Source organism: Nocardiopsis oceani (genome assembly GCF_054777395.1).
In genome coordinates this window covers 1-15,088 of sequence record NZ_BAAHAR010000086.1, presented here as the reverse complement: position 1 = coordinate 15,088, position 15,088 = coordinate 1, and the positions used below count along the sequence as shown (strand labels likewise).

The following is a 15,088-nucleotide window of genomic DNA, read 5'->3' as shown; positions in this document are numbered from 1 at the left end:
TTGGCCTTGGCGACCAGTTCCGCGACCAGGGCCTCGTCCGACCTGCCAGTATCCGTCTTGACCTGCGTCTTGTCACTCATGGTGCACTCCTACCCTCTTGGAGTTACACCCTTATCTATACAGTCCCCGGCCAGGATCCCGGCCTCGATGATCTGCCGGAACCTACCGGCCTCCGGGCAGTCCTTGGTGTTGCGCTTGTCCACCGCCCTGTCAGCGGTCCGGCACACGGCTACGGCTTCGCCGATCGACAGCAGCCCGGAGTCCAGGCCTTCGCGGGTGGCGGGAAGTTCCTGGGCGAACAGGCGCCGGGCCAGCTCGGCGCGCCCGTTGGCCTCACCCGGGGCCATCCCCACCGAGTGGATCAGCCAGTTCTACACCGACCGCTGCCCGCCCGCCTCCAACAGGGTCCCGGCCGCTTCCAGCTGGGCCAGGCGCAGCAGCATCGAAAGCTGGGCCCGGTCGAAGTCCTCGAACACCTGCGAGACCACGTCCAGGACCTCACCGGCCGCACCCGTCGGAGGCACCTCGGCCATTTCGGAGGCGATCTTTTCCCGGGCAGTGCGCATGGCGGCCACGGCGGGCGTATTGCCCGCTGTGTTCCCGCACTGCCCGAAAGAAGAAGTCATACCCTAAGGATATCAAGAAAGACCCAGAAAGGACCTATCTCGGGGGTGATAAAACACTTACCCGGCCACCACGACCCGCCTTTCCATCCCCCGGAAAGAAGCCTTCCGGGAAAGGGCCCCTGCCCCCTGCCCGCATTCTTGGGCAAAGCGGATAAATGCGGTCCCGCGTGGGAATGATCTTGCCCCTGTCTCCACTCTCGACGGGCGAGGGTGGAGACAGGGGCAAGATCATCGGGGTTTTCGCTGGGCGCATTGACCGGCCGCGACACCCGACCCGTCAACGCTCCGGCGGAGTGGCAGGCATCGGCCGCCAGGCCGACGCAGTTATCGGGCGAAGCCCGAGTATTTCCGCTCGGGCCTCGACCACCCGTCCCCCTTTCCCGATAGCCGCCAACCCGCCGTCGTAGCAGAGCGTGTCAAGGTGGAGCGCCGTTGATGCGCGAAGCGCTCGATGGCGACGACCTTGAGGCGCGTAGCGGAGACGGCCACAATCGGGCGGCGGGAAAGGAGGGCGCCCCTACCCGAAAGGCCACCCAGCACCACCAGGTCAGGAAATCCCAGTCACTAAAGAGCGCTCCTGAAGGTGTGAGGTCAAATAACGGTGGAAAGCGCGGGGGCGATGAAAATTTTAGTCTGTTCCATAGCCGAACACCCCACGGTTTCTGGCGAACCCGGGAACCCGGAGCCGTCGAAAAGACTGCTGATGCTGGAAAGCCGTTGCTGTTGGAAAACCTGTGGCCGCAGGGATGTCGGCATGGGCATGCTGGTGGCTCTGGTCCCACCACGTCGCTCGGGCCTGGCCGCATGCCATTGGCCCCACTGCGTGGCCCTGACACCCACGGAGGAATTCGCGCATGATCAGCCGGATCGACCCGCATGACGGCAACGCCTTCACTGACTGGTACCGGGCCAAACGCGAGGGCTGCCTGTTCGAGCGAGAGGGCGGGGCGATCATCTCGCTGGACGGCCTGCGCGGCATGGTGACCTTGGGCCGTGATGACATGCGGTTCCAGTTGTACGCAGCGTGGGAGGGCGATCGGATCGTGGGCACCCTGATGGTGGAGCTTCCACTGAAGGAAAACCGGCGGCATGCGGAAGTGACCGTCACGGTGTCCCCTGAGCACCGGAACTGCGGGTTGGGAACCCGTCTCCTCGGGGAAGCCGAACGGGTGATGGTTGAGGAGGACCGCATCGTCGCGCTGGCCGAGGTGCCGCTTCCTCGGGGGCGTACCGAGCAGGACTGGCCGGGTGCGCGCTTTGCCGCGAAGCACGGGTTCGAAGTGGGGCAGGAAGAGGACACCCTGACCTTGGACCTGCCCGTCGGGCGGGGCCTCTTGGACGGCCTCCGGCCCGACACCGCCCCTTACCGGTTGCGGGAGTGGACTGGTTCCTGCCCGGACGAGTTGGTCGAGGCGTACGCGCACCTGCGCACCGTCATGGAGCGCGACGTGCCGGTGGGAGACCTGCGGGTCGACCCCGGGCTCTGGGACGTGGCGCGGGTCCGTGCCATGGAGGGGCGCCGCGCCGCGGTGGGCACGATCACCTTGATCACAGCCGCGGAGGCGCCTTCGGGTGAACTCGTCGGATTCACCGTCCTCTTCCTGCCCACGGTCCCGGGACTGGCCTACCAGGAAGACACCCTGGTCGTGGGGGAGCACCGGGGCCGCCGCCTCGGTATGGCGCTGAAGGTCCACAACTTGGAACGCCTGGCCGGTGAGTACCCGGACCGGTCGCTGGTGCGTACCTGGAACGCGGTGGACAACCGCCACATGCTCGACATCAACCTGGCCCTGGGCTTCCGGTTCGAGGAGCGCTTCCTCGAACTCCAGCGCACCGGCGGCTGAGGGCCCACTGCCGGGCTCAGGCTGGGTGCCTCCGGCTCCAGGACGGGTGTGCGCCGCCGAAATCCGGGTCGTCGGGCGGCCAGGGGGCGTACTCCAGTGCGCAGTCGGCAGCCAACCGGATCGCCACGTCCCGCACTTCCAGCTGGGACTGCCAGTGCCCCGGAAAGACATGTACCCCGTGCCGGGCGCCGACCAGGTTCCCGCACAGCGCCCCGAGGGAGTCGCTGTCCCCGGAGTGGTTGACCGCCAGCAGCAGGGAACGCCGTCCGACCTTCGGCAAGGCTCTGCGGTCAGTGGCCGGTGCGCCCTGGGCAGCTTCTTCCGCCGCGTACGGGTCGTCGGCGTGCAGGGCCACGCACACCGCCACGGCGAGAGCTTCCTCGGAGGTCCAGCCGTCGCCGAGCTCCGAGAGGTCCGCGGCGGTCGGGACGCCCCGGGCCGCAACCGACACCGCCTTGTCCAACGCGCTGGAGACCTCTTCGTGGCCCTCCCTGTCCTCCAGGGCCCCTCTTCCCTCGGACAGCGCCTGCTCCAAGGGCGCGCCCCGGACCAGCCCCCACACGGTCGCCGAGAACACGCCCGCCGCCAGGTGCGCGGTCCGGTGCCCGTGCGTCAGCGCCGCGACCCGCTCGGCCATGTCGAAGGCGCTGTCGATGCTCCCGGTTCCGAACCCGCACGGGGCGGCACGCACCACGGCGGCGCACCCCTTGGAGTTGTTGACCGGTTCCGCCACCGTCCCCAAGGGGACTCCCGGGCGCTTCCGCTCGGCGGCCCGGCGCAGCGCGTCCACGGTAGCGGCGCTGTGCCCGCGCCGGGCGTGCATGGCCGTGTTTCCGAACGGCCACCCGTGGTGTGATCCCTGAGGGGGAATGTCCACTCCCTGGGTGCTCAGCCATTCGAGGCACAGCATCTGGACGACCCCGGGGCCTGCCCCGCCGATCCCCTTCGACCGTTCCCGGATGGAGGCCCGGACGAGCGCCTCGGCAACGCGCAGTGTCAGCTGGGTCTCGTCGGTGACCGCCCCGATCCCGTAGGAGCCCTCCGCGTAGTCGGTGAGGCCGTCGCCGCCGTACCGCTCCCGGATCTGGTCCAGCCCGAGGCCCTCGATGGGTGCGCCGAGGGCGTCACCGATGGCGCCGCCGAGCAGGCAGCCGGTCAGGAGGTCGGGAAGGGGAGAGGGGTTGCGCATTGCTGGATGCTAGGGCCCTTCCCTGTCTCCCACAAGCCTGACGCTGCCGGGCTTTCCGGCCTTGGGAAGATCCGCGGACAGACTCTGGTTGGTGCCGGGTGTGTGTGCCGGCTGAGTGCGGAGAGGGGAACAGGGAGCCTATGACCGAGCGTGTGGTTCTGGGGATCTGCGGGAGTCTGCGTCAGGGGTCGTACAACGCGGCGCTGCTGCGGCTGGCGGAGCGGGTCCGCCCGGAGGTGCCGGTGGTCGGCGCGGACCTGGCCGGACGGCTGCCGCTGTTCAACCCGGATGTCGAAACCGACGAGGCCGCCTGGCCCGATGCGGTGCGCGAGTTCCGGGAGCTCGCCGCCCGAGCGGACGGTGTACTGATCGCCACCCCCGAGTACGCGCACGGTCCGGCCGGTGTCACGAAGAACGCGATCGACTGGTTGGTGGGCTCCGGCGGCCTGGTCGGGAAACCGACCGTGCTGATGAGTGCCTCTCCCGGCCAGGCGGGCGGGATGCGCGCCCACACCCCGCTGATGCCGACCCTGACGCTGCTCGGCGCGGTGCTGGTGGACTGCGTGGTGGTCTCGCGTGCGGGCGCTCGGACGGACGCGGCGGGGGAGTACGAAGATCCCGCCGTCGTGGATCGGATGGGTCTGGCGATGGGTGAGTTCGTGGACGCGCTCGCCTACTCGGACCGCAAACGGATGGCGGAGGGTCTCATCGGCTGGTGACCCAGGTGCCGTCGGCAGAACGCTCACGGGTTCCTTCACAGCGTCCCTTGGCGGGAGGATGCGTTTCATGAGTGATCCTTCCGCTGACGTGACCGGACGGCTCCCCCAGGCCGGTTCCCCCGACACTGACCCGGCGAGCCCGTCCACCGCGTCCTCTCCGCGTGGCCTCGTCGACGCTCTCGACCGCTGGGCGCGGGACACCCTCTGGGTGGACTGGCTCGAACTCGCCGGTTCCCTCGGGCGCGGCGGGGGCGACGCGCTCTCCGACGTCGACGCCGGGCTGGGCCTGGGCGCGGGGGAAGGGGTCGAGGAGCGCTGCGAGCAGGTGCTCGCCGCGGTCCTGGCGTTCGCTCCGGTGGCCGCCTCGCACGTGCAGAGGTGGGGTGAGAGGGCGGCGCACCTCATCGTGATGTACCGGGACGGTGGGCAACTGTCCCTGGTCGTGTCCCCCGGTGAAGCACGGCCCGGTCTGCCGCCTCAGGCGGTGGCTCTGCTCGACCGCTCCGGGAGGCTCGCCGACGACCTGCCGAAGGAGCGTTGGGACCCGGACGGGGAGACGGTTCGGGAGTGGGCCTTCCTCGCGTGGGTCGCGGTGGGTGACGCCGCCCGGCACGCGCACCGCGGGCGCCCCTGGCGGGCCCTGCGTTCCCTGACCGAGGCGAGGGAAGAGGTGTGGAAGCTGTGGGCCGACCGGCTGGACCTGGTCTTTCCCCAGTTCGGAGCGGTGACGGTGGAGAACGCGGATGCCGAATCGCCACCCGGGATCACGGCCACCCATCCGGCTACCCTGGAGCCGGACGCCCTGTTGGCCGCGGCCGCCGCCATGGCCCGGGTCCTGCGCGGGGTCGGCGCCCCCGCACCGGACGGACTCGCGGCGGTGGTGGAGGCCAGGTTGGCCCTCCTGTCCCGTATGCGGTCCCTCAAGGGTTGACCAACGCCTTTCTGCCTGGTCAGGGCGTGTGCGTTTGGTCACGGAGACTGGGCTCCCGGGCTAACCCTGATTTAACATCGGGAAAATAGGAAATACGGGTCGTCCGTCCCGTGTTGCCGGAAACAGCCCTGTCCGCAGTATGCAAAGGACCCTCATGCGCCGCGCCACCCTCGCCGTCCCCGCCGCCCTGGCCCTGTTCGCGGCGACCGCCTGTGGCGCCCCCTCCGAGAACTCCTCGGACGACGCTGCGGAGACCCTCGCCGTCGGCGCCACCGCCGTCCCCGCGGGCGACATCCTCGAGTACATCGATGCCGAGCTGGCCGCCGACGCCGGGCTCGACCTGGAGATCCACGAGTACTCCGACTACATCGCGCCCAACGCCGCGCTCGCCGAGGGGCAGCTGGACGTGAACCTCTACCAGCACGAGCCGTTCCTGCTGGAGTACAACGAGGGCAACGACACCGACCTCGTCGCCGTCGACCAGATCTACCTGCCGCCGCTCGGCCTGTACTCCAACGTCGTCGACGACCTCGACGACCTGGAGGAGGGCGCCGAAGTAGCGCTGCCCAACGACCCCACCAACGAGTTCCGCGCGCTGCTCCTCCTGGAGGAGGGCGGCCTGATCACCCTCGACGAGGGCATCGAGGAGGCCACCTTCAGCCTCGACGACATCGAGGAGAACCCGCTCGACCTCGAGTTCCAGGAGGTCGAGGCGGCCCAGCTGCCGCGCTCGCTGGACGACGTCGACGCCGCGATCGTCAACAACAACTACGCGCAGGAGGCCGGTCTGGACTTCGAGGAGGACTCGATCCTGCTCGAACAGGTCGACGGCAACCCGTACGTGAACGTTCTCGCCACCCGCGCCGACAACACCGACGACGAGCGGATCGACACCCTCCTCGAACTGCTGACCTCCCCGGAGACGGTCCAGTACATCGAGGTGGAGTACCAGGGCAGCGTCATCCCGGCCACGGCCGAGTAGCACCCCCTCGGAGGTCTCAGGGCGCCGAGAGAAAGGCGTCCACGGCGTCCAGCCAGGCCTCGGGCCAGTCCACGTGCGCCATGTGCCCGGCGCCCTCCAGAACCACCGCCTGTGCGTTCGGCAGGAGGGCGGCCGCGCGCTCGGCGAAGGTGGCGGGGAAGGCCATGTCCTCCCGGCCGTGCAGGAACAGCAGCGGAGCACCGAGCTCGCGCAACCGTTCGGGGCCGTCCGACGGCCTCGGTGAGTCCAGCGATCCGGCCATCAACGCCGTCCACCAGTCGGCCGACCAGGAGACGCGGTCGAGCAGGGCCAGGTAGGCGGGGCGCTGCTCCGGGGTGTGGACGTTGGCCGGTGCCCCCGCGACGGCGGCCTCCCTGACCAGGTCGGGCCCGGTCAGGGAGGAACCGGACCACACCCTGCTCTCCGCGGCGCGCAGGGCGGCCCGTTCGGGCCACGGGCCGAAGTCGGCGTCGGTGACCGGCCACAGGGTGCTCGACGCGACCACGGTCCGACGCGCCCGCCCGGGCGCGTTCAGGAGGACGCGCTGCGCGATCTGCCCGCCGCTGGAGAAACCGAGCAGGTCGAACCGGTCCAGCCCGAGCCGGTCGGTGAGGGTGAGCAGGTCGTCGGCGGCGGACTCGAACGAGTACCCGTCGGGGCCCAACCCCCGGGTGGACCGGCCACAGCCCCGCAGGTCCGGTAGGAGCACGGGGCGGCCCAACCGGTCCAGGGGCTGGCGCAGGTAGCTGTGGTCCCAGTCCGGGCCGCCGTGGACCACCAGCAGCGGGGTGCCGTCGGGAGGCCCGAGCGCCGAGCAGAACAGGGTGACCTCGGGGCTCTCCTGGACGGTGACGAACTCTCCCATACCCAGAGTCTGGCAGCACCCGCCCTCGGGACCACCGTCACCAGGCGTCGAACGTGGCTCCCCCGTCCGTCGAGCGGGCCACGTGGAGGTCGGCCACCACGATCACCTGGTCCTCGTCCGCGTGCAGCGCCTCCGGATTGCCCTCAAGCGCACCGGTCCGCTCCCATCCGGCGCCCGCGTCGTCGCTCCGGTACACGCCGCCGTCCACGGCGACCCCGAAGACCGTGTCACCCCCGGGCACCCAGTCGACCAACGCCAGCGGGGGAGCGCCCTCCACGGGCTCGAAGGCAGCGCCGCCGTCGGTGGACCGCACCGGCCCCTGCTCCGTGGTGGCCAGGACGGTCTCGCCGTCGTCGGCCACGGCCAGGGCGAAGGCCTCCACCCCCGGATCCAGGTCCGTCCACCGGGTTCCGTCCTCGGTGGCGCGGAGCGCACCGTCGAAGCCGATCACCAGGTCGTCCGCGGACGTCAGCGCGTGGAAGTCGGACTCACCTGCCAGGGACAGGGCTTCCCAGCTCTGCCCGGCGTCACGGGTCTCGATCAGCCCGACCGGATCGGGCATGTCCGTGTCGCCCTCGGGGTGACCGCTAGCCAGGTAGTGCCCGGGCCCTCGAACGGTGAAGCCCATGAGGTCGATCTCGGGGCCGACGTGGCCCGGTACGGTCGCCTCCCGGGTGAGCCGGTCCGGTGCCGGCACCGTGTACAGCCCTTCGTGCGTGGCCACCAGGACCTCCCCGGACTCGGGGTCCACCCCGACCCCGTGCACGTGCTGTGCGGTCTCGGGCAGGGCCACGCCGGTGTTGTTCACGGCCCCTTCCTCGGCGCCGACTCCGGCCTCCGCGTGCACGCTCTCCTCCGGTTCCCCGCACGCCGTGACGGCGGCGAGCAGTCCCGCCGCGGCGAGCACGGCGGTGGTTCGGGTGCGGGTTCGTGTTCTGCTGCGCATGGGTCTCTCTCTGCCTCTCGTGCCCCACCTTGATCTCACATCGCGTCAGGGGCCGACACCCGTGTTCCAGCATTGCCCGGGACTTGGCCCGCCAGCCTGGTGCCTCCCTCGGGCACCCGCGGCGTCGACCGTTTCGGCGCCGCGGGCGAGACCCCGAAGGGCCTCGGTCACCGGAGGGCTGGGGCCACGGGGCGGCCCCGGGGGTCAGTGGTCCGAGTGGCCGTCGTCGTCAGCGTCCCCGCTGTCCGAGTCCCCGCCCCCGGGACTCTGGTCCCCGGGCTCCTCGATACCCAGCAGCCGGTGCATCTCCTCGATCTCGCGCTCCTGGGCGTCGATGATCTCCTCCGCCAGGTCGCCTGCCTCGAGGTTGACCCCCTCCTCGATCTGCGTTTCGGACATGTCCACGGCGCCTTCGTGGTGCAGGACCATGAACTCGAGGAAGAGGGTGTCGAAGGCGTCGCCCCTGGCGGTCTCCAGCTTGCCCATCTGATCCTCGGTGAGCATGCCGTCCATCTCACTGTGGTCCATGCCGTGCTCCACCTCGGCCTCCCAGCCGTCGAGCAGGGCTTCCATCTGCTCGATCTCCGGCCCCTGGGCGTCGCGGATCTCCTCCGCCAGCATGAGGACCTCCTCGCCCGCGCGGGTGTCGGCGAGGTCGGCCATCTCCACGGCCTGCTCGTGGTGGGGGACCATCATCTGGGCGAAGTGCACGTCCGCTTCGTTGAACTCGGTGGTCTGCTGCCCGTTCTCCGGTGCCGTGGCCGGGGTGTCCTCGGCCCCGTTGCCGCAGGCCGCGGCGAACAGGCCGGTGGCGAAGGCGGCGGACGCCGCGGTCAGGGCACGCTTGCGCAGGGTCATGCCTGCTTCCTCTCTGGTTTCTCCTCGCCGCGCGGGAACCGGGTCCGGCGCGGCCGTTTCGGTACGTCCGAGCGGAGCCGGGTCCGGCTCCGCGGGCATCTAGATGCGGAGCACCTGTAACCGGGAGAGAGAGGGTTCGTCTGGGACGGAGGGCGGCGGTGGGGGCGGGCGCCGAACCGGCGCCGAAGGGTTCAGGAACGGGCCGGGCCAGCGGTGGAAGGCCACAGCGGCCACGCCCAGCAGTACGACGGAGAAGGCGCCGAGGGTCAGGCACACCGAGGTCGGGTCCAACTCGGGCAGTGCGGTGCCGTGGTCTGCCGCGTGGGCGCTGTCAGCCGCCTTCCCCGAGGGCTCAGCGGAGGTGTTGGCGTGCGCGGAGGCGCTGGCAGGGGCGGGGGCTGTGGAGGCGTGAGCCTCGTGTTGCAGGTGCCCAAGGGTGTGCATCGCCCCGAATCCGAGCAGCAGTACCGTGAACAGCAGGATCCGGACCCAGGCGGGCCCCCTGCGGCGTAGGCGCGGCTCGGACGGTGACATGTCGCCACCATACCCCTACCCCGATGGGGTACCTCAGCGGGTGACGCTTGCGGAACGCCCATTGACACCGTGGTCTCGGCCTATATACGTTCCGGGAACATACCGTCTGGTCGGTTAAATCCTAGGTGGGTGCCCATGAGTTTCAACCTTGCGACGATCCTGCAGGAATCACGACAGGCCAACCCGGACAAACCCCTCTGCCACATCAACGACCTGGAGTTCAGTTACGCCCAGGTCGACGAGATCTCCGGCCGGGTCGCCACAGCGCTTCTCGACCTGGGCCTGGAAGCGGGAGACCGCGTCGCCGTCCAGCTGCCCAACCTCCCCCAGTTCCTCTTCACCTATTTCGGGATCATCAAGGCGGGCCTGGTCCTGGTCCCCCTGAACCCGCTCCTCAAAGCATCCGAGACCGCCTACCAGCTGAGCGATTCGGGGGCGCGGGTGTTCGTGACCTTCGAGATGTTCGCGGAGGAGGCGGTCCGGGCGGTCGAGCTGATCGAGTCCGCTGAGAAGCCGCGTACCTACGTGGTGAACCTGCCCGGCAACGACGAACGCCCGGAGGGCACTCGGCACTACGACGAGCTCTACTTCGCCGAGGACATCGGGGAGCCCGTGTCCACCGGCTCGGACGACACCGCCGTGCTCCTCTACACGAGCGGCACGACCGGCAAACCCAAGGGCGCCGAGCTCACCCATTTCCAGCTGTACATGAACTGCACCGTGGGCGGCGAGGTCTTCGAGTTCCGCGACGACGACGTCGGCCTCGCGGTCCTGCCCCTCTTCCACATCTTCGGGCTGTCCAGCGTGCTCAACGTGGCGGTGCGCTTCGGCGGGACTGTCGCGCTGGTACCCCGTTTCGAGATCGCCGCGGCGGTGGAGGCGATGGAGCGGCACCGGTGCACGATCTTCGCCGGGGTGCCGACCATGTACCAGGAGCTGCTGAACACCGATACCTCTGACCGCGACCTCTCCGCCTTTCGCGTGGGGGTGTCCGGCGGCGATTCGATGCCGGGCGAGGTCATGCGGGACTTCGAGGAGAAGTTCCCCGGCGTGGTGGTCCTGGAGGGGTACGGGCTTTCGGAGACCTCAGCCGGGGCCACCTTCAACATCAGCGCCGAGCAGCGCAAGGTCGGTTCCATCGGGAAACCGCTCTGGGGGGTGGGGGTGCGGATCGTGGACGACGAGGACCGGCCCCTCCCGCCCGGGCCCGACCACGTCGGGGAGATCGTGGTGCGCGGCCACAACGTGATGAAGCGGTACTGGAACCGTCCCGAGGCCACGGAGGAGGCCCTGCGCGGCGGCTGGTTCCACACCGGCGACCTGGGCTACGCCGACGAGGAGGGGTACCTGTTCGTCGTCGACCGCAAGAAGGACCTTGTGATCCGGGGCGGGTACAACGTCTTTCCGCGTGAGGTCGAGGAGGTCCTGTACGAACACCCTGAGGTCACCGCTGCCGCGGTGATCGGGCGCGCCGACGAGCGTCTGGGCGAGGAGATCGTGGCCTGCGTGTCCCTGGCCCCGGACGCCAAGGCCGCAGAGCCGGACCTGGTCGCCTTCTGCAAGGAACGGCTGGCCGGCTACAAGTACCCGCGCGAGGTGCTGATCATGGACGAGCTGCCGGTCGGCCCGACCGGCAAGATCCTCAAGAAGGAGCTGCGCTCCGGTTCCAAGGGCTCCTGACACGGGGCGCCCGGCACACGGCGCTCAACACACGAGGGGCCGGTGCACTGGGAGGTGCACCGGCCCCTCGCACGCTCTTCGGAACGGGCCGTTCCCCGGAGGTTCAGCCCGCATCGTGTGCCTAGGGCGAGTGCTCCGGAGCGCTCGCGCGGCTCTCGTTGTGGAGCCGGTCCAGGGCGGTCACGTAGTAGGTGGTGTCCGAGTCACCGGGCGCGGTGAACGCCGCGGCCCCGTCGTCGTCCGCGCGCACCGTCCCGAGCATGTTGCGCGGGTCCTCGATACCGCACTTGGCCTGCTCACGGTCGGGCTCGCCGTCGAAGGCGTACACCGCGTAGTAGGTGGGCGCCGCACCGGGACCCGGGGTGATGGCCAGGTCGGTGCCGTCCGCACCGTCCTCCGCGCTCACCTCCGGCGGGGGCGGCACGGTCCCGCCGAGGTCCTCGTTGACCGGAACGAGGGCCGGGCTGGAGTAGTGGTCCTCGACCAGGATCTCCATGGCCTCCTGCGCGTTGGTGCGCAACGAGGTGGCGCTGAAGTAGACGTCACCCTGGACACCGGGGTAGTCCTGGTTGAAGTCCAGGTGGCTGGAGAGCTCGTTCGGGTCGGACCAGGCGCCCTCGTCGCCCACCTTGTAGGCGGCCTGACCGATGTAGAGGTGCGTTCCGCTCTCCGCGGCGACCTGCTCCCACCAGGGGACGAGGACCGCGTAGTCGGCGATCGGCAGCCCGATTTCCCAGTAGACCTGCGGGTTGATGTAGTCCAGCCAGCCTTCTAGGACCCACTTGCGGCTGTCCGCGTACTGCTCGTCGTAGGACTCGGAGCCGTCCGTGTCGGAGCCCTCGGGGTCGGTGCTGGAGTTGCGCCAGATGCCGAACGGACTGATACCGAACTTCACGTGCGGCTTGACGGCGTTCACGCCCTCGCTCATCTCCCGCACCATGAGGTCGACGTTGTCGCGGCGCCAGTCCTCGATGTCGTCGAAGCCCTCCCCGTACTCGGCGAAGGTGTCCTCGTCCGGGATCTCCAGGTCGTCGACGGGATACGGGTAGAAGTAGTCGTCGAAGTGCACCCCGTCCAGGTCGTAGTTCTCGACCGAGTGCATCATCGCCTCGATCACGAACTCGCGGGCCTCGGGGATACCCGGGTTGTAGTAGAGGAGTCCGCCGTACTCGAACACCCAGTCGGGGTTCTGGCGGGCCGGGTGGTCCTCGACCAGGGCGTCGAGGTCGTCGTGCATGGCGACCCGGTAGGGGTTGTACCAGGCGTGGAACTCCAGGTTCCGGGCGTGCGCCTCCTCGACCGCGAACTCCAGCGGGTCGTATCCGGGGTCGCCGCCCTGCTCGCCGGTGAGCCACTCGGACCACGGCTCGTGCGGTGAGGGCCAGAAGGCGTCCGCCGTAGGCCTGATCTGCACGAACACCGCGTTGAGCCCGTCCTCGACGGCCTCGTCGTACAGGTCGGTCAGGTCGGCCTGCTGTTCCTCGGGGCTCTGGCCCTGCTCGGACGGCCAGTCGATGTTCTCCACGCCCGCGATCCACGATGCCCGCATCTGGTGCTTGGGCGGCGCTTCGGGGTCGGTTTCGCAGGCACCGGTGCCCTCGGGCTCGGGTTCGGCGGCCGCCTGCGGTGCGTGGAGCAGGGCGGCGGTCAGCGCGGCCGCGCAGGCTCCGGCCAACAGCGCGGTGCGGGGGGCGGGTCTGCGTGGGGCGGCGGTGCGGGGGATCGGAACCGGGGGGCCGTCGGTGGGTGTTCCTGGTCGGTTCCGGTGCGAGTACGCCAAGGTTGCTCCTTCAGGCTTCTGTCGTACGGGCAGGGGCCGGACATGCCGTTCTGGCACCGTCCGGCGATCCCTGTGCGACGGTCAGCTTGGGCTTAGGAGAAAACCTTCATGATTTGCCCGCCGAATGCAACACTCCTACGCGAGGTTGGTGCGGATGGGCGAAATAGGAATTTTTTAAGCGGGAATCCTTTTTATGGTGAATTTCCGCGTCCGATTGGCGGGGTTTCCACCCCTGACCACCTATTTTCCAGTTGCCGCTTTCCGCTAACACGCGCGATCGACTGATTCTGCGAGGTCCTGCCTCCGCGATCGCGCCCTAGTCGTCCAGAGGGCTGGCGAGGAGCAGCCCGGCCCCGGTGGCCGTGCCCGCGCCGATCCCGTTCAGACACAGCTCCTGGAGCGCCTCACTGTCCTCGACGACGGCCTCACCGATGAAGTGGTATCGGGCGGGACGGCCGCCCAGACGCTTCCACTTCGCTATCGTGATGCGCGCCGCTCCGGCCAGCTTCTGGTCCAGCCAGTCGTCGAACGCCTCCTCGGGCAGGGGCACCCGCTTGCCCCGGGAACGCGGCTTCTCGGCGGTGGACTCCCCTTCCCGCCGTGCCGTGGGCGCGCTGATCAGCTCCCAGCGAATCGTCTCACCCTCCGGATACCGGGACATGGGCTGGATCGACGCAGAGACCGCGCCGGGAACCTTCCCCCAAGCGGGGGCGGTGTCGGAACTGACCACCAGCGTGGTCGGGGAGGTACGCGCCCACAGCACACGGGCGTCGGAGTCGGGGTCGGGGTCGACCGCTTTGCGCACGGCCCGCCCCATGATGGCCCACTGGTCCATGCCGGTGCTGCGCTTGGGATCGAGGCTGATACGGGACAGGTACAAGGAGTTCCGATCTGGGTCACCCCCGCCGACGCGGGGCGCGTTTTCGAGCACGGACCGCCGAGGGTCACGGCTGCACGTGGTGGACGTTTCACTCTATGAGGAACGGGCCCCTGGTCAGCCCGGCCCCGCCCCGTCCCGCGGCCTTGACGGCCGCAACGCGGTGGGACGGGACGGGCCCAACCGCCTGGGTTCATTCCCAGGTCATGTGGAGGGCGTGCTCGAAGTCGGTGTACCCGGCGCGTTGGAAGGCGGCGGCCATGGGGGTGTTCCCCAGGTCCGTGGCGGCCCTGACCCGTGGCATGTCCAGGCCTGCGAGCACTCGGGTGCCCTCGGCGAGGATGTCGTCGATGTACCCGTTGCCCCGGTGTTCGGGCAGGACCGCGAGGTAGCCGATCACCGGGTTGTAGTGGTTGTGGCCGGGGGTGACGAACCCGACGGGGGTGCCGTCGGGCATTGTCGCGACCCGCCACCAGTCGCGCGGGCTGGTGTACTGGGCCAGCTCGTCCCCGAAGTGCCGCTCCGCTTCCTGGCGAGCGGTCGAATGGGCGAGGTTCGCACGGTTGTGCGCGTCCAGAGTTCCGGCCAGTGCGCGGGTCATCAGGCCGAGGATCTCCTCGTCGTCCCTGACCCGGCGGAACAGCAGGCGTCCGCTCGGAGGCGGAACCGGTGTCCCGGGTCGCCACTCCAACCGCAGGCGCTCCACGAACAGGCGCGCACCGGTCCGTTCCAGGGCTTCACGGCGCTCCAGGACCGCCCGTTCTGTGGCCGGGTCCGTGCGCCAGTCGCGCGGTACGTACCGGTTGTGGTCGGGCGGTCGCGTCCCCGGGGTCAGGACGCTGGCCATGGCGGTGCGCAGCAGCCGCTCCGCGGTGTGCACACGCAGGGACGCCTCTGCGGTGCCGCCTCCTGATCCGTCGTCGATGTCGAGGATGTCCAGCAGGAACGGTGTAGTGCTCTCCGGCGACCCCCACCAGGCTGCCCGGGCGAGGAGCCGGTCGCCGCACAGGGCGACCCACAGCCACTCGGGGCGCCGCCGTCCGGCGTCGAGGTCTTCTGCGATCTCGTGGTTGAGGCCGTAGGGGAGCCGGTTGAAGAGGCCGAGTTCAGCGCGTCCGGTGATCGGGCGCTGAATCGCCCTGGGTGTGATGGAGACTCGAATCCTTGGATAGGTTGAGTCCGTTATGTCGAAGCGTTACCCCACTGAACTGCGTGAACGCGCCGTGCGCCTGGTCCAGCAGAGCCGGGGCGACTACG

General features: G+C 69.6%; 14 protein-coding genes. 5 read left to right on the top strand and 9 right to left on the bottom strand.

Features of this window, described 5'->3' with window-relative positions:
- Positions 1–371: 371 nt before the first annotated feature.
- Positions 372–626: a hypothetical protein gene (locus ACYVDG_RS31785; protein WP_460763484.1), complete on the bottom strand. Its 255-nt coding sequence runs from the start codon at positions 624–626 to the stop codon at positions 372–374.
- Between the two features lie 854 nt (positions 627–1,480).
- Here ACYVDG_RS31785 and ACYVDG_RS31780 point away from each other — a divergent pair.
- Complete coding sequence (locus ACYVDG_RS31780) at positions 1,481–2,470, top strand: GNAT family N-acetyltransferase (RefSeq protein WP_460763481.1); 990 nt, start codon at positions 1,481–1,483, stop codon at positions 2,468–2,470.
- A 16-nt stretch (positions 2,471–2,486) separates the two neighbouring features.
- On the opposite strand, the gene ACYVDG_RS31775 is transcribed toward ACYVDG_RS31780, so the two are convergent.
- Complete coding sequence (locus ACYVDG_RS31775; RefSeq protein ID WP_460763476.1) at positions 2,487–3,659, bottom strand: ADP-ribosylglycohydrolase family protein; 1,173 nt, start codon at positions 3,657–3,659, stop codon at positions 2,487–2,489.
- 140 nt (positions 3,660–3,799) lie between these two features.
- Here ACYVDG_RS31775 and ACYVDG_RS31770 point away from each other — a divergent pair, with 140 nt between their 5' ends.
- From ACYVDG_RS31770 to ACYVDG_RS31760, 3 genes are all read left to right on the top strand, one after another.
- Entirely contained in the window at positions 3,800–4,378 is a 579-nt protein-coding gene (locus tag ACYVDG_RS31770) for an NADPH-dependent FMN reductase (RefSeq protein WP_460763473.1), read from the top strand.
- 67 nt (positions 4,379–4,445) lie between these two features.
- The gene (locus tag ACYVDG_RS31765; protein ID WP_460763468.1) at positions 4,446–5,309 is read left to right on the top strand and encodes a hypothetical protein; all 864 of its coding nucleotides are present in this window, start codon (positions 4,446–4,448) and stop codon (positions 5,307–5,309) included.
- A 154-nt stretch (positions 5,310–5,463) separates the two neighbouring features.
- Entirely contained in the window at positions 5,464–6,291 is an 828-nt protein-coding gene (locus ACYVDG_RS31760; RefSeq protein WP_460763463.1) for a MetQ/NlpA family ABC transporter substrate-binding protein, read from the top strand.
- 16 nt (positions 6,292–6,307) lie between these two features.
- Here ACYVDG_RS31760 and ACYVDG_RS31755 read toward each other — a convergent pair whose 3' ends face one another.
- From ACYVDG_RS31755 to ACYVDG_RS31740, 4 genes are all read right to left on the bottom strand, one after another.
- The gene (locus ACYVDG_RS31755) at positions 6,308–7,156 is read right to left on the bottom strand and encodes an alpha/beta fold hydrolase (RefSeq protein ID WP_460763460.1); all 849 of its coding nucleotides are present in this window, start codon (positions 7,154–7,156) and stop codon (positions 6,308–6,310) included.
- A gap of 37 nt (positions 7,157–7,193) precedes the next feature.
- On the bottom strand, positions 7,194–8,102 hold the full coding sequence (locus ACYVDG_RS31750; protein ID WP_460763456.1) for a F510_1955 family glycosylhydrolase: 909 nt from the start codon (positions 8,100–8,102) through the stop codon (positions 7,194–7,196).
- 204 nt (positions 8,103–8,306) lie between these two features.
- Entirely contained in the window at positions 8,307–8,960 is a 654-nt protein-coding gene (locus ACYVDG_RS31745) for a DUF305 domain-containing protein (RefSeq protein ID WP_460763450.1), read from the bottom strand.
- Positions 8,961–9,059: 99 nt separating this feature from the next.
- Positions 9,060–9,494, bottom strand: coding sequence for a DUF6153 family protein (locus tag ACYVDG_RS31740; RefSeq protein WP_460763447.1), 435 nt, complete (start codon positions 9,492–9,494; stop codon positions 9,060–9,062).
- 135 nt (positions 9,495–9,629) lie between these two features.
- Between ACYVDG_RS31740 and ACYVDG_RS31735 the strand changes: the two genes are divergently transcribed.
- A complete protein-coding gene (locus ACYVDG_RS31735) occupies positions 9,630–11,174 on the top strand; it encodes a long-chain-fatty-acid--CoA ligase (protein ID WP_460763442.1) in 1,545 nt (514 codons plus the stop codon).
- Positions 11,175–11,295: 121 nt separating this feature from the next.
- On the opposite strand, the gene ACYVDG_RS31730 is transcribed toward ACYVDG_RS31735, so the two are convergent.
- From ACYVDG_RS31730 to ACYVDG_RS31720, 3 genes are all read right to left on the bottom strand, one after another.
- Complete coding sequence (locus tag ACYVDG_RS31730; protein ID WP_460763436.1) at positions 11,296–12,954, bottom strand: glycoside hydrolase family 10 protein; 1,659 nt, start codon at positions 12,952–12,954, stop codon at positions 11,296–11,298.
- A 316-nt stretch (positions 12,955–13,270) separates the two neighbouring features.
- Positions 13,271–13,834 carry a type I-E CRISPR-associated protein Cas6/Cse3/CasE gene (locus ACYVDG_RS31725; protein ID WP_460763431.1) on the bottom strand — a complete coding sequence of 188 codons (564 nt, stop codon included), beginning with the start codon at positions 13,832–13,834 and terminating at the stop codon, positions 13,271–13,273.
- A 190-nt stretch (positions 13,835–14,024) separates the two neighbouring features.
- Positions 14,025–14,981, bottom strand: coding sequence for a GNAT family N-acetyltransferase (locus ACYVDG_RS31720; RefSeq protein WP_460763487.1), 957 nt, complete (start codon positions 14,979–14,981; stop codon positions 14,025–14,027).
- Positions 14,982–15,088 lie beyond the last annotated feature (107 nt).